The organism is Candidatus Accumulibacter phosphatis, from assembly GCF_000024165.1.
GTDB lineage: Bacteria > Pseudomonadota > Gammaproteobacteria > Burkholderiales > Rhodocyclaceae > Accumulibacter > Accumulibacter phosphatis.
Window position 1 is genome coordinate 1,323,239 of record NC_013194.1, and the last position, 13,633, is coordinate 1,336,871.

At 65.3% G+C, this 13,633-nt stretch carries 14 protein-coding genes; 8 read left to right on the forward strand and 6 right to left on the reverse strand.

All coding sequences use genetic code 11. The features are described from left to right. Positions 1 to 17: 17 nt before the first annotated feature. Complete coding sequence (trpD, locus tag CAP2UW1_RS05750) at positions 18 to 1,043, reverse strand: anthranilate phosphoribosyltransferase (RefSeq protein ID WP_015765722.1); 1,026 nt, start codon at positions 1,041 to 1,043, stop codon at positions 18 to 20. Continuing rightward, a complete protein-coding gene (locus CAP2UW1_RS05755) occupies positions 1,040 to 1,612 on the reverse strand; it encodes an aminodeoxychorismate/anthranilate synthase component II (RefSeq protein WP_015765723.1) in 573 nt (190 codons plus the stop codon). The genes trpD and CAP2UW1_RS05755 overlap by 4 nt, the downstream gene beginning before the upstream one ends. Before the next feature lie 527 nt (positions 1,613 to 2,139). Here CAP2UW1_RS05755 and CAP2UW1_RS05760 point away from each other — a divergent pair. Then, entirely contained in the window at positions 2,140 to 2,655 is a 516-nt protein-coding gene (locus CAP2UW1_RS05760; RefSeq protein WP_015765724.1) for a DUF3455 domain-containing protein, read from the forward strand. Between the two features lie 241 nt (positions 2,656 to 2,896). Here CAP2UW1_RS05760 and CAP2UW1_RS05765 read toward each other — a convergent pair whose 3' ends face one another. Genes CAP2UW1_RS05765 through CAP2UW1_RS05775 form a run of 3 tightly spaced genes read right to left on the reverse strand, consistent with a single transcriptional unit; the run spans position 2,897 to position 4,103 of the window. Next, complete coding sequence (locus CAP2UW1_RS05765; RefSeq protein ID WP_015765725.1) at positions 2,897 to 3,469, reverse strand: histidine phosphatase family protein; 573 nt, start codon at positions 3,467 to 3,469, stop codon at positions 2,897 to 2,899. 26 nt (positions 3,470 to 3,495) lie between these two features. Continuing rightward, entirely contained in the window at positions 3,496 to 3,738 is a 243-nt protein-coding gene (locus CAP2UW1_RS05770; protein ID WP_015765726.1) for a hypothetical protein, read from the reverse strand. 32 nt (positions 3,739 to 3,770) lie between these two features. After that, positions 3,771 to 4,103: a DUF3429 domain-containing protein gene (locus CAP2UW1_RS05775; protein WP_015765727.1), complete on the reverse strand. Its 333-nt coding sequence runs from the start codon at positions 4,101 to 4,103 to the stop codon at positions 3,771 to 3,773. A gap of 495 nt (positions 4,104 to 4,598) precedes the next feature. On the opposite strand from CAP2UW1_RS05775, the gene CAP2UW1_RS05785 reads away from it, so the two are divergent. The 6 genes from CAP2UW1_RS05785 (at position 4,599) to CAP2UW1_RS05810 (ending at position 11,929) form a co-directional block, all read left to right on the forward strand. Next, positions 4,599 to 5,807 (forward strand): ChaN family lipoprotein, encoded by a 1,209-nt coding sequence (locus CAP2UW1_RS05785; protein WP_015765728.1) that lies wholly within the window; start codon positions 4,599 to 4,601, stop codon positions 5,805 to 5,807. Continuing rightward, entirely contained in the window at positions 5,804 to 7,864 is a 2,061-nt protein-coding gene (locus CAP2UW1_RS05790) for a M1 family metallopeptidase (protein ID WP_015765729.1), read from the forward strand. The genes CAP2UW1_RS05785 and CAP2UW1_RS05790 overlap by 4 nt, the downstream gene beginning before the upstream one ends. A gap of 178 nt (positions 7,865 to 8,042) precedes the next feature. After that, on the forward strand, positions 8,043 to 8,444 hold the full coding sequence (locus CAP2UW1_RS05795) for an Hsp20/alpha crystallin family protein (RefSeq protein WP_015765730.1): 402 nt from the start codon (positions 8,043 to 8,045) through the stop codon (positions 8,442 to 8,444). 15 nt (positions 8,445 to 8,459) lie between these two features. Continuing rightward, a complete protein-coding gene (gene lon / locus CAP2UW1_RS05800; protein WP_015765731.1) occupies positions 8,460 to 10,832 on the forward strand; it encodes an endopeptidase La in 2,373 nt (790 codons plus the stop codon). A 67-nt stretch (positions 10,833 to 10,899) separates the two neighbouring features. Beyond that, entirely contained in the window at positions 10,900 to 11,319 is a 420-nt protein-coding gene (locus tag CAP2UW1_RS05805) for a hypothetical protein (protein ID WP_015765732.1), read from the forward strand. A gap of 175 nt (positions 11,320 to 11,494) precedes the next feature. Further along, positions 11,495 to 11,929, forward strand: coding sequence for a hypothetical protein (locus tag CAP2UW1_RS05810; protein WP_015765733.1), 435 nt, complete (start codon positions 11,495 to 11,497; stop codon positions 11,927 to 11,929). A 5-nt stretch (positions 11,930 to 11,934) separates the two neighbouring features. Here the strand turns inward: CAP2UW1_RS05810 and CAP2UW1_RS05815 are convergent, their stop codons facing one another. Next, positions 11,935 to 12,963, reverse strand: a complete 1,029-nt coding sequence (locus CAP2UW1_RS05815) for an IS1595 family transposase (RefSeq protein ID WP_015765734.1) — start codon at positions 12,961 to 12,963, stop codon at positions 11,935 to 11,937. A gap of 162 nt (positions 12,964 to 13,125) precedes the next feature. Here CAP2UW1_RS05815 and CAP2UW1_RS05820 point away from each other — a divergent pair, with 162 nt between their 5' ends. Further along, positions 13,126 to 13,629 carry a BCAM0308 family protein gene (locus CAP2UW1_RS05820; protein ID WP_015765735.1) on the forward strand — a complete coding sequence of 168 codons (504 nt, stop codon included), beginning with the start codon at positions 13,126 to 13,128 and terminating at the stop codon, positions 13,627 to 13,629. Positions 13,630 to 13,633 lie beyond the last annotated feature (4 nt).

The window sequence follows — 13,633 nt, forward strand, 5'->3', positions numbered from 1 at the left end:
CGTGACCAGGCCGTCGATCAGGCCGAAACGCGTCGAGTATACGCAACGAAATCGTCGAGCCGGGCGCGCGCCGCGCCGGAGGCTATGGTCTCGAAGGCCTTGTCGACGCCATCGGCCAGCGTGGCCGCCAGACCGCTGACATAGATGCTGGCGCCGGCGTTGAGTGCGACGATGTCACGCGCGGCGCCGCTCCGGTTCTCCAGCGCAGCGAGCAGCACGGCTTTCGACTCCTCGACGTTGCCGACGCGCAGGACGCGCGGGTCGTGCACCGGCAGGTTGAACTGCTCGGGGTGGACCGTATATTCCTCGACCCGGCCGTCCTTCAGTTCGCCGACCAGGGTTTCGCCGGAAATCGAGATTTCGTCGAGACCCTCGCGTCCGAAAACGGTCAACGCGTGCGTACTGCCGAGCCGTTGCAGAACGCGCACCTGGATGCCGACGAGATCGGGATGGAAGACGCCGAGCACCTGCTTGGCCGCGCCGGCCGGGTTGGTCAGCGGACCGAGGATGTTGAAGAGGGTGCGGACGCCCAGTTCGCGGCGTACCGGCGCGGCGTGCTTCATGGCGCTATGGTGATTGGGTGCGAACATGAAACCGATGCCGGTTTCGTCGACGCTGCGTCCGACCTGTTCCGGCGAGAGGTTGATATTGACGCCGAGCGCTTCGAGGACGTCGGCGCTGCCCGACTGCGAGGAAACCGAGCGCCCGCCATGCTTGGCGACGCGGGCGCCGGCGGCGGCAGCGACGAACATCGCTGCGGTCGAGATGTTGAAGGTCTGTGCGCCGTCACCGCCGGTGCCGCAGGTATCGACGAGGTGGGTCGCGTCGCTGACCACCACCTTGGTCGACAACTCGCGCATCACCTGTGCCGCCGCGGCGATTTCGCCGATCGTCTCCTTCTTGACACGCAGGCCGACGATGATCGCCGCGATCATCACCGGTGTGACCTCGCCGCCCATGATCTGGCGCATCAGGGAAATCATCTCGTCGTGGAAAATCTCGCGGTGTTCGATGACCCGCGCCAGCGCCTCCTGTACTTTCATTTGGCATGTTCCTCGAGGAAATTCTGCAACAGATCATGGCCACGTTCGGTGAGGATCGATTCCGGATGGAACTGCACGCCCTCGACGGCCAGCGTACGGTGGCGCAGCGCCATGATCTCGCCGTCGTCCGTCCACGCCGTAATTTCCAGGCAGGCCGGCAGGGAGGCGCGCTCGACGGCCAGCGAGTGGTAGCGCGTGCACGTCAGCGGATTGGGTAGCCCGCGAAAAACGCCCTGATCGGCGTGATGCACCGGCGAAACCTTGCCGTGCATCAATTTGCGGGCGTGCACGATGCGGCCGCCGAAGGCCTCGCCGATCGCCTGGTGGCCCAGGCAAACGCCGAGGATGGGGATCCGGCCGGCAAACTCGCGAATCGCTGCCAGGGAAATCCCGGCCTGCGTCGGCGTGCAGGGGCCGGGAGAGATCACCAGCACGGCCGGGTCAAGGCGAGTGATCTGGGCGATGGTGACGGCATCGTTGCGGAACACCCGGACGTCCTGCCCCAACTCGCCGAAATACTGGACGAGGTTGTAGGTGAAGGAGTCATAGTTATCGAGCATCAGCAGCATACGGGAGATAGCCTGTTGATTAATATATGAATTGCTGACGGGACTCAGGAATCCCGGCCGCCTCTCGCCGTGTTTTCTTGTCGTTGGCAGAGCGCGCTGGGGTCGGCAATCCGGAGACCGCATATTATCGCCTGCCGGCGAGCCCCGCTCAACTGCGGCGCCGATAATTTTGGCGTGCTCTAGTGGTCTGATCGGGCGATTCTCGGCGAGCAATCCGGCGTAACGGCGGAGCCAGATGCCTTCGCCGAGATGATCCGCCTCGACGTGCGACTGGCGCTTGGCTCCCGCAGTAGCGGCCCGACATCGAGGCCGCTGGGCAGCAGTCCGGCAAGGCGCGGCAGTGTGGCGACATTGTCGTCGTTCCCAGACAACCAGGGCAGATGCGGGTTCGTTGAGGCGGCTCATGGCACGAGCGAGGCGGCGCACGCGTCCGGCCGCGATGCGCGAGTGTGCACGGTGCATCCAGTCCGCGCTGGCATGCGTATAAGGTAACGGCACCTGAACCACAACATCGAAAGGAAAGACCCATGCGCACATTCGCTCGCTTTGCGGCACTTGCCGCCGTGTTTTCCGCTCCCGCTCTTGCCGACATGATGGACGCGCCAGAAGCCGTCCGTCCGCCGGTTGGCCATGCGATGAGCCTGCATACCGTCGGCGTTGGCGAGATCACCTATGAATGCCGCGCCAAGGCCGGCACCACTGCTGTCTTCGAATGGGCCTTCGTCGCGCCCGTCGCGACCCTGATGGATATGAGCAAGAAGGAGGTCGGCAAGTACTACGCCGGTCCGACTTGGGAGGCCATTGATGGCAGCAAGGTCACCGGCAAGCAGGTTGCCGTTTCGCCCGCCGCACCCGGAAGCATTCCGTTGCAGCTCGTCAAGGCCGAACCTGCGACCGGCAACGGCGCGATGAGCAATGTCACCTATATCCAGCGCTTGAACACCAAGGGCGGGGTCGCGCCAGCGGATGCCTGCTCTGCCGGTTCAGTCGGCGCAAAGACGCAGGTCGCGTATCAGGCGGATTATGTCTTCTATCGGATGTGAGCGGCAGGCAGCAGAGCACTGGAGACTCGCCGGCTGCTTCAGCGACGCCCGCAACAGATGTCGTCGTAACAGGCGGTCGCAGCCTCCATCTTCCTGCGTCATGCGAGCATTGAATATTGAGCACATTGCTTTCTGGAAAGGGGTCATGGTCGAAGCCGGTCGGTGAGGAGTGGCGCCATACACCTGCGAACGAAAGCCTGGGTGAGGCAGGTGCGTCGAATGGAGGCAGTGGTCATGAACCTTACCGTGCTTCGATCGGGATGGTGCCAATCCACTGTGGTGCCCCGGTCCCGTTGATCTGAAAAATGCTGCCGCCACCGGCAGGCGGCGTCGCCTCCGTGAAGGCGTTCACCACGACCTGATGGGTGACCAGGATCACCGGCTGGCCATCGACGGGCAACTTGGCAAGGAACGCTCGCAAGTCGTCCAGAATCCGTTGCCGATCGCCTTGCCGTTCGAAAAACGAGTTCAGCGCGGGCAAGGACTCCACCGGCCCAAGGTTGAGTAGGCGGGCCGTTTCGCGCGCGCGGCACCACTGACTCGAAAAGACACGCGCTCTGGCCAAGCCGACCGCACGCAGACGGGCCCCCAGCTCTCGTGCCTGAGCACGGCCGCTGGCGTCAAGATTGCGCTGCGTGGAACAATCGCCGATGACGAAATTCGGCGGGTCGCCGAACCCCGGCGCGTGGGCATGCCGGAGCATCAGCAGACGGCCCGGTTTGGCCAGCTCACCAAGCGGCAATGGCGGCTGATCGGCCCGCGCCAGCAAAGGGCATGCCATGGCCGCAAGGGCAACGATGAGCAGCCTGACCATGCTCCTTCTTCGTTCCGCCAACCCGTTCAATCGCGCGCCGATCCCGTCCAGTGCAGGACCAGGATACTGATCGCCAGAATGTCGACCATCTGGAGGCGAGAAGAAGCTTCCACGGCATCCCCGTCCCCGAAAAAGATCCTCGCGCCGAGCGACGGCAGGGCCAAGAGCAGCGTGCCGAAAACGAGCGCGCGGGGCAAGAGGCGCAGGACGTCACGCTCCCGCCCAGCCGGCGTCTGCACGAATCCCGGAAGTCTGTTGAAGGCGTTCATCGTTACTCCTTTACTCGACAGGTCTTGAACGATTACCAGGTCTCGGCGAAAGCACCCGCCATCAGGCAAAGGCAGGCCACGGTGGTCAGCCGGAAGCGCAAGGGCAGGTACCAGGACGGCAGAAGGCTCGTTGCGACCAGCAGTCTATCTTGCCAGTAGTGGGCCAGAAACCCGGATACCAGAAGAAAACTCGCCAGCATCGGCGGAAACAGAAATGCCGACCAGGCGAGAAGCGCCGGGAAGACGCTCCAGACGAAGCAGTGCGTCCGCCGAGCCAATGCCCGGCGAGGGAAAGCCGCCAGCCTGGCCGCCACCGATTGACCCAGCCCGCCTGCCGTTCCAGTGACAAGAGTTATTCTTGCCATGACATCGCTTCTCCAGTTGCGCCTGCCGTCCGGGAACGGTCGCCCCGTCGGCCACAGAAGCCACGAGCTTGATCGAGCGAACGATTATTTTGTTCAGGACAACAAAAATGCAAACCACCAAACAACCTAATATTGCTGCTACACTACGGTAAAATCTTCAGACTGTCTAGGACACTGATGAGCAAGACCGAAAGGCCGCCACTATCCCCGGATGCGGCGTCCCGGCTTTCGCCGCACCGATTGCTCGTCGCCTGAACCCGAAGCTGCTGCTGCTGCTCGGCAAGTGGACAGCGGCTGCCCCGCATGGCAAGGAGACGCACTTCATGCTTCCGCGGGTGATTCAGCCGCAGCCCCCAGCGACTCGGATGCGAGAGCATCGACCTGGAAACCGTATACTCGGGCCGGGTATTGTCGCTGTCCTGCTGTGATCTGATCGATGCCATGCCGTGGCTGCAAGGCTGGTCATGGTGACGTTCCATGCTCGAGGTGCCTAGCATGAATCTACATCGTCCTCGGTGGCGGTTTCTGTGTTTGCTGTCTGCCTTCGTCGCTGCGTTGGCCGCTTTGGCGGCCTCGCTCGGTTCTTCGGCTTCGGTGGCCGCCTGTGCCGCCCCGGGCGGCTGGTTGCAAGCGTCCGGCACAGGCAGCGAGCGGGTTCCCGGCAACGAGGTGCTGGCGCGGGCCGCCGCTGCCGAGATTGTCCTGTTGGGCGAGCAGCACGACGAAGAGGACCACCATCGCTGGCAGGCACAGGTGCTGGCCGGGCTGCATGGGCTTCGCCCGAATCTGGTGATCGGTTTCGAGATGTTCCCGCGCCGGGTACAGCCGGCACTGGATCGCTGGATAGCCGGCGAGTTGTCCGTCGCGGCACTGCTCGCGCAAACGGCTTGGGAAGAAAACTGGAACTTTCCGATCGACCTGTATCTGCCGCTGTTCGAGTTCGCGCGCATCAACCGCATCCCGATGCTCGCGCTCAATGTCGATGCGAGACTCACCCGGGCTATCGGCGACAAGGGTTGGGATGCCATTCCCGAGCGCGAACGTGAGGGAGTCGGTCGGGCGGCGCCGGCCAGCGAGGCCTATCGTGATTTCCTGTTCACCATCTACCGAGAGCATGCGCACGGCGACGGCGCGCGCAGCAGCAGCGGTTTCCAGTACTTCGTCGAGGCGCAGCAGAATTGGGACCGTGCCATGGCCGAGGCGCTGGCGGTACGGCGGGTGGCCGGGTCGTCGAGGCAACCGCCACTGATCGTCGGCGTCATGGGCAGCGGGCATCTGCGCTACGGCTTCGGCGTAGCGCACCAGTTGCGCGATCTCGGCGTCGAGCGCGTCGTGACGCTGCTGCCGCTGTCGCCCGACGCGGATTGCCGCGAGATTCGCCCGGGCCTCGCCGATGCGCTTTTCGCTTTGCCGAAGAAGCCTTCGACGCCGGCGCCGCCACCGCGCCTCGGCGTGCAACTCGCCGACGCCGACGCCGGGCAGGGCGGGGTGCGCGTGCTGGCCGTCACCGCCGGCAGTCTCGCCGAGCGAAGCGGCCTCGCCGCTGGCGACCGCTTGCTGGAAGTTGCTGGTCGGCCGACGGCGACAGCTGGCGCGGTGATCGCCGTCGTGCGCGCAGCGCCACCAGGAACCTGGCTACCGCTGCGCGTCAAACGCGGCGAGGCCAGTTTCGAGGCCGTGATCCGCTTTCCGCCGGCACCATGAAGCGCTTCTGGCTGATCGCTGCTCTCCTGCCTGTCCTGCTGCTGCCTACAGGGGCCGGGGCGGCGCCGGCCTTGGACCTCGCGGTGACGCTCGATCCCGGTACGCGGCGACTCGAAGTGGTCGCCGAACTGCCCGTTGCCGGGCGGAGCTTCGCGTTCGAACTGCACGAATCCTTGACCGTCAGCCAGGCCACGGCGGCCGGCCGGGTCATTGGGCTGGCCGATGCGGTCGGCCGCCGCGGCGAGGAGTCGCGCGGCCCTACCCGTTTGTGGCGCCTCGTCTTGCCGGCCGGCAGCGAGCGGCTGCGCATCGCCTACGCCGGTACGCTGCCGGCGACCGAGCTGCGCCGCGACCACCGACAAGTGCTGCGCGGATTGCCGCCGATGGCGGCTCCCGAGGGTTCGTTTCTGCCTGCCGGCAGCGCCTGGTATCCGCAGCCGCCGGCCGCGCTGTTCGACTACCGTGTGCGCCTTTCGCTGCCCGGCGAGCAGCGCGCGCTCGTTGCCGGCCGCTTGCTCGGTGAGCGGCTACCGACCGGCGCTGGCGATCGTTACGAGGCCGAGTTCGAGTTCCCGCAAGGCACCGACGGCATCGACCTGATGGCCGGGCCGTGGCGCGTACGCGAGCGTCTGGTGGCGCGTGCGGGTGCGCCGGCTCTGCGCCTGCGCACTTACTTTCCGGCCGAGCTCGACGCCGAGCCGGGGCTTGCCGAGGGCTACCTCGCCGACAGCGAGCACTATATTGCCCGCTATAGCAGCCTGATCGGTGCCTATCCGTATGACGCTTTCTCGATTGTCGCCAGCCCGCTGCCGACCGGCTTCGGCATGCCGACGCTGACCTATCTCGGCGTGGATGTCCTGCGCCTGCCTTTCATCCGCGCCACTTCCCTGGGCCATGAAATTCTCCACAACTGGTGGGGAAACGGCGTTTATGGCGACGCGCGCAGCGGCAACTGGAGCGAGGGGCTGACCACCTTTCTCGCCGATTACGCCTACAGCGAGGAGCGTTCGGCGGCGGCCGCGCGCGACATGCGTCTCGCCTGGCTGCGCGATGCCGCGGCACTGCCGGCGAGCGAGCAGCCGGCGCTGCGCGACTTCCGTTCGCGACGCCATGGGGCCGAGGCGGCCGTCGGCTACGGCAAGGGGGCGATGCTGTTCCTGATGCTGCGCGACCGCATCGGCGAGGTGGCCTTCCAGAAGGGTCTGCGCGATTTCTGGCAGACGCAGCGCTTCCGCCGGGCCGACTGGGACGACCTGCGCCGCGCTTTCGAGCGCTCCTCGGGGCACGACCTGCGTCCTTTCTTCGCGCAGTGGCTGAATTCGCGGCAATTGCCTGAGGTGACGGCCGCTGACGCCGTGGTCAGCCGTTCTGCCGTCGGCCATCGCCTGCGCCTGACGCTGCGTCAGGCGAACCCGCCGCTGACGCTGCGGGTGCCGGTCGACATCGCCGCCGGCGAGCGGCGCGTCGTGCGTTGGGTCGAGTTGGACGGCGCGCGCAGGATCGTCGACCTCGACCTCGACTTCCGTCCGCAGCAACTGCGCCTGGATCCCGACGCGCGCGTCTGGCGTCGGCTCGATGTCGCTGAACAGCCGCCCATTCTGCGCCGCTGGCTCGGCGCCCTGAAGCCGCGCTGGGCCGTGGTCGGCGGCGATGCCGAATTTCGCAAGGCGGCGGAGGTCGTCGTCAGTCGGTTTTTCGAGCGCCCGGCGACGCCGCTTGCCGTGTCGGACCTGAAGTCGGTGTTGGCTGACGACGGGATGGTAATGCTCATCGGCACACCGACAGAGGTCGATGCAGCGCTCTCCGCGTCGGGCTTGCCGAAGCAGTCGGAAGCCCTGGGCAAGAAAGGCGGGCGCGGTTCGGCGCGGGTGTGGACGAGCGCGCGCGGGCCGCTGCTCGCGGTGGCCGCGGACGATGCGGTGGCGCTACGCGCGCTGGCGCGGCCACTGCCGCACTACGGCGGGCAGAGCTGGCTGGTGTTCGAGGGCGGGCGAGCCGTCGAGCGCGGGCTGTGGCCAGCGCAGGCGCCCGTGCTCGGTGTGCGCAGCGAAAAGTAGGCTGCGGATCGCTGTCGGCGTGCGCACGCATCGAGGGCATTGGACCCGTTAGAGCGCAGCGGAACAACGCGATGGCGATGAGGCGATGGCGAGGGCTATACTTGCACGAATCGCACGATTCGCACGATTTCTACGACGGGGCGGCAGTAGGCGCGAGTTTCAGGGGAGGGTTCGGCCAATGCGATCTCATGACCAGAGTCTCTGGGTTTGGGCGGAAGCGCTCGATCTTCTCCGAGCTGGCGAGCAACTGCAGCGCCGGTTCTTCACGCTGGCTGGCCTGCAGTCGGTTACCTGCTGGGTTCCCGCCGTCGATGTCTATGACGAGGGCGATGAACTCAAGGTGGTCGTCGCTCTGCCGGGCGTCGACTCGGGGCACCTGGAGGTTCTCGTCGACGACGAGGGACTGGCCGTGCGCGGCGAGCGCCCGATGCCGTCGACGTCGCAGCATGCCGCCATCCATCGCCTGGAGATCCCTTACGGCAGGTTCGAGCGCCGGATCGAGTTGCCCGGCCGGGACTTTCACGTGCACGAGCAGTTCCTTGAGAACGGCTGTCTGGTGGTCGTCCTCCGTCAACCCTGAATGAGTGGGGACAACATGCCGACCGACAGGTCCGACCGGAATCGCGACCGCGTCGCGACAGGAGCCAGCATCCTGGTGATCCCCGAGGATGCGATGGTCATCGTGCCGGTACGCAACGTCGTGCTGTTTCCCGGAATGATCCTGCCGCTGACCATCGGCCGCGAACAGCCGATCCTCGCCGCCCAGCAGGCGGTGAAGACGGAGCGGCCGGTGGGCATCCTCCTGCAGCGCGACGCCGGGGTCGAGGTGCCGGGCCCTGACGATCTTTGTCTGGTCGGTACGGTAGCCAACATCCTGCGCTACGTCACCCTGCCCGACAACACACATGTCATCGTCTGCCAGGGGCTACAGCGCTTTCGCATCGCCGAATACCTTTCGGGCTATCCGTTCCCGGTGGCGCGCATCGGTCGCATCGACGAACCCGAGGCGATCGACAGCGAAGTGGAAGCGCGCACCATCCAGCTCAGGGAACGAGCGCTCGAAGTCCTGCAGTTTCTGCCGCAGGTCTCGCAGGAATTGCTCGGCGCCGTGAAGAGTCTCGTCCAGCCCGGAGCATTGACCGACCTGGTGGCGAGTGTGGCGGAGATCAAGATCGCCGAGCGGCAGCAGGTCCTCGAGACCATCGACCTCAGGCGACGACTCGACCTTGTGCTCGGCTGTCTGCAGCGGCGGCTCGAGGTGCTGCGGCTGTCGCGCGAGATCGACGAGCGTGCCAAGGCCAGCATCGACCAGCATCAGCGCGAATACCTGCTGCGCGAGCAGTTGAAGTCGATCCAGAAGGAACTCGGTGAGGGTGACGCCGGCAACAGCAGCGAGATCGAAGCACTGCGCAAGGCCATCGCCGAGGCGGAGATGCCCGAGGAGGTGGCGACCCAGGCCAACAAGGAACTCAAGCGCCTCGAACGCATGTCCGACGGCTCCGCCGAATCCTCGATGATCCGCGCCTATCTGGACTGGCTGGTCGAGTTGCCCTGGAAGGAACCCGAGCCGGATCGCATCGAGATCGGCGAAGCGCGCCGCATTCTCGAGGGCGATCACTTCGGCCTCGACCAGATCAAGAAGCGGATCATCGAGTTTCTCGCCGTGCGCAAGCTCAATCCCGGTGGGCACGGGCCAATCCTTTGCTTCGTCGGGCCGCCGGGAGTCGGCAAGACCTCGCTCGGCCAGTCCATTGCCAGGGCGCTGGGGAGGAAGTTCGTGCGTGCCTCCCTCGGCGGTTGTCACGACGAGGCCGAGATCCGTGGCCACCGACGCACCTATATCGGCGCCCTGCCCGGCAACATCATTCAGGCGATCCGCAAGGCTGGATCGCGGGGCTGCGTGATGATGCTCGACGAGATCGACAAGCTGGGCAGCGGCATCCAGGGCGACCCGTCGGCGGCGCTGCTCGAGGTGCTCGATCCGGAACAGAACAATACCTTTCGCGACAACTACCTGGCGCTGCCCTACGACCTGTCGCGGATGCTGTTCATCACCACGGCGAATGTGCTGGACAACATCCCCGGCCCCTTGCGTGACCGCATGGAAATCATCCAGTTGCCCGGTTACACGCAGGAGGAGAAGCGGGAGATCGCCCGCCGCTATCTCGTCGGCCGGCAGATCGTCCAGAATGGCCTCAAGGAAGGGCAGATCGAGTTTTCCGACGCCTCCCTGACGGCGATCATCCGTGACTACACGCGCGAAGCCGGCGTCCGCTCGCTCGAGCGGCAGATTGGCGCCGTCTGTCGACGCGCTGCAGTGAACATTGCCGAGGGAACGCTGAACGCGATGCAGGTGGAGGAGAACGATCTGCCGGCAATTCTCGGGCCGGGCAAGTACGACAACGAAGTCGCGCTGCGCACCGGCGAGGCCGGGGTGGCGACCGGACTGGCGTGGACGCCGGTCGGCGGCGACATCCTGTTCATCGAAGCCAGTCGCACCAGTGGCGACGGCAAGCTGATCCTCACCGGTCAACTCGGCGAGGTGATGAAGGAGTCGGCGCAGGCGGCGCTGACCCTGGCGAAAACGCGTGCGGCCAGCCTCGGGCTCGATCCCGCCGGCTTCGAGAAGGTCAACGTGCATGTCCACGTCCCGGCTGGAGCGATCCCGAAGGACGGTCCGAGCGCCGGGGTGGCGATGTTCATCGCGCTCGCCTCCCTCTTTGCCGAGCGTCCGGTGCGCAACGACACCGCCATGACCGGCGAGATCAGCCTGCGCGGCCTCGTCCTGCCGGTCGGCGGGATCAAGGACAAGGTGCTCGCCGCCATGCGCGCCGGCATCCAGCGGGTGATGCTGCCGGCGCGGAATCGCCGGGACCTCGAGGAAGTGCCGGCGGAGGCGAAGGAGAAACTCGAATTCATCTTTCTCGAGAATGTCGACGACGCGGTGCGCAATGCCATGCCGCGATGATCGCTCGGCGCTGCCGCATGCCGTGCCGAAATCTGTTGCATCGACATTCCGGGAGAAGGGGGCGGAGATGCGAAGGCGAAAGTTGAGCTTGTCGGCTGGCCTGTTGATGCTGTGCCTCGGTTGCACTGTCGGCGTGCCGGCGCGCGTGCTTGCTGCCGAGGTCATCCATGTCAGTCTCGGCATCGGCGACGACGACCCGATCGAAATCGAGATGATGCGGCGCCTGCACAACCTGCAACTCGTCTTCGCCTTGAAAGGCAGCGGCTCCTATCTCGCCGATGTCAGGGTCACGCTGCACGGTGCGGGCGGTGAGACGGTCCTCGTGGCACGTTCGCCCGGCCCGCTATTCTTCGCCACGCTGCGACCCGGTACCTACCGGATCGACGTCGAGTACCACGGCAAGCTCCTCAGCCGGACGACCAGCATTCCGCGCAGTGGTCGTCGCGATCTTTATTTCTACTGGGAAAGCGCGGCAAACGACCTATGATGAATAGGCGGAGTTGTTTCCGTCGAGCCGCGGCAAACAACCTCGCAGGACGAGCCAGGGACAGCGTTTCCTGTCGCTGCAGCGAATTTTCCGGCATTATGGAGCAGCCACCCCCAGCGGCTGACGCTCAGCCCGGCGAAAATTCTCTTGTTTTCAACGAACAGGAGCATTGTTCATGGCGGAGAGCCACGTGGTTACGGCCCTGATCAGCAAGCGCGCCGAACTGGCTGGGCTGATCGAGCATCATCAGAAGGAAATGGATCGTCTGGCGGATGATCTGGCCCACCTTGACGCCACCCTCAAGCTGTTTTCCCCGGAGATCGACCTGCGGACGATCCGGGTCAAGGCCCACCGGATGCGGAACCGTTTCTTCCGCCCGGGGGAATGCCAACGCCTGGTTCTGGACATCTTCCGCGAGGCTCAAGGCGCAGCGCTGAGCAGCCGCCAGATCGGCGAAGCGCTGACGGCACGCCGGGGTCTGGAAGCGACCACCGTCATGATCGAGCAGATGCGGAAGAACGCCATTGGCGTCGTGCATCGCCTGGAGCGTAGCGGCACCCTGATCCCTGCCGGCCGTGACGGGCACGGCGCCACCTGGGCGGTCGCCTGACGCTTTCACACCGCCAGGCTTTCCCCCAGTCGGTGGTTGCCCTGCCAGTACCCGCACCAATCCCGACTCACCAGGGCACGGGCGCACTTGCCGAGGATGTCCCGGAAGATGTCGCCGTTGCTCCAGCGCCGGGTGTCTTCCCGGTAGGCCATCTCGTTGGCGTAGTTGTCGAGGTACTTCGGAGCCGCCTTGTGGATCTGGCCGATGTGGAAACGGCGGAAGCGGGAGAAATACGATTCCGCCAGGTTGTTGGTCGTGCCGTCATCGGCGCGGTACTCCTTGCCGTGGTTCACCCGGCGAACCTCGTACTTGGCAGCGAGCCGGTCGTAGGCGTCCGATTCGTCGGCACAGATCACCGCACCTGGCGCGATGTAGGCTGGCGCCAGTTTGCCGAGGTCGGCCTGGTTCTCATTCTTGACGATGAAGGTCAGCGTCTTCTTGGCCCCGGCGTTGCCGGCCTCTACCTCCGCCTCGGTGTGCGCCTGACGCATCACCAGGATGCAGCGCTTGTCCGGGTCTTGATTCTCTGCCAGGCGCCGGTCTACCCGGTCTTCCTTCTTGTTCTCCGGCCGGACCTTCCCGCCGACATACGCGCCATCCACGTGTATCTCGCCCTGCAGAGCGGATTCCTCCCGGCCCACCAGCAGGCTCTCCCGGATCTTGTGCAACAGCACGTAGGCAGTCTTGTGGGACACGCCCAGGTCGCGACCCACCTGCAGCGCGGAAATGCCCTTCACGGCGTTGGTGAACAGGATCACGGCCGCCAGGTACAGGCGCAGCGGCAGCTTGTGGAAGGCGAAAATCGTTCCGGACGTGACCGAGAAATCCTCCTGGCAGCCCGCACAACGCCAAATCTTGCGGGCCGGGCGAAAGTAGTGCCGGTGCGCCATGCCGCAGTGCGGGCAGACCACTTCCTCCCCGTCGCCCCAGCGCGCCTCGCGGAACAGGGTAAACGCGTCGTCGTCACTCATCGCCAGGACCTGAACCACGGACAGGGTACGGGCTTTGGCTTTCAGGAGGAAATGTAAACTCATCGCACGGGCTCATGGGGTTGGGGCATGAGCCGCAGTGTAGGGCGCTATAGGCTCACAGAATGAGCTCGCCAGAAAGAACAGGGGCGGCGGCGTCGCCAAGCCCGGCGGACGAGTGGGGTGGCTGCTCCATAATGTCGGAATTTTCCGGCAAGGAGGTTTGCCATGATTACCAGATCAATTCCAGCGGGCTTTCAGCGGGTTCGCCGCGACCGCCTGCTGCAGGAAGAGCGGCATGACAGCTACAAAACCCGAGGAAAGCTTGCGGAGCCGACGGTCTGCCCGCACTGTGGCGCGGTGTTTCATGGTGGGCGATGGCAGTGGGGCATCAGTGCCCCCGAGGACGCCCAGCGGACAAGCTGCCCGGCGTGCCAGCGTGTGCAGGACCATTATCCGGCCGGCGTTGTCGTCCTCGAGGGCAGCTTCCTGCACAGTCACCGCGAGGAAATCAAGCACCTCGTTCTCAACGAGGCGGAGCGCGAAAGGGCCGGACACCCGCTGAAACGTGTGATGGCGATCGAAGAGAGCGACAGCGAGATGCGCGTGAGTACGACCGACATGCACCTTGCACGCGGTATCGGCGAAGCCGTACATCACGCCTATCAGGGCGAACTGGAGTTTCACTACAACGCCGAAGACGCGCACTTGCGGGTCCACTGGGCGCGCTGACGGC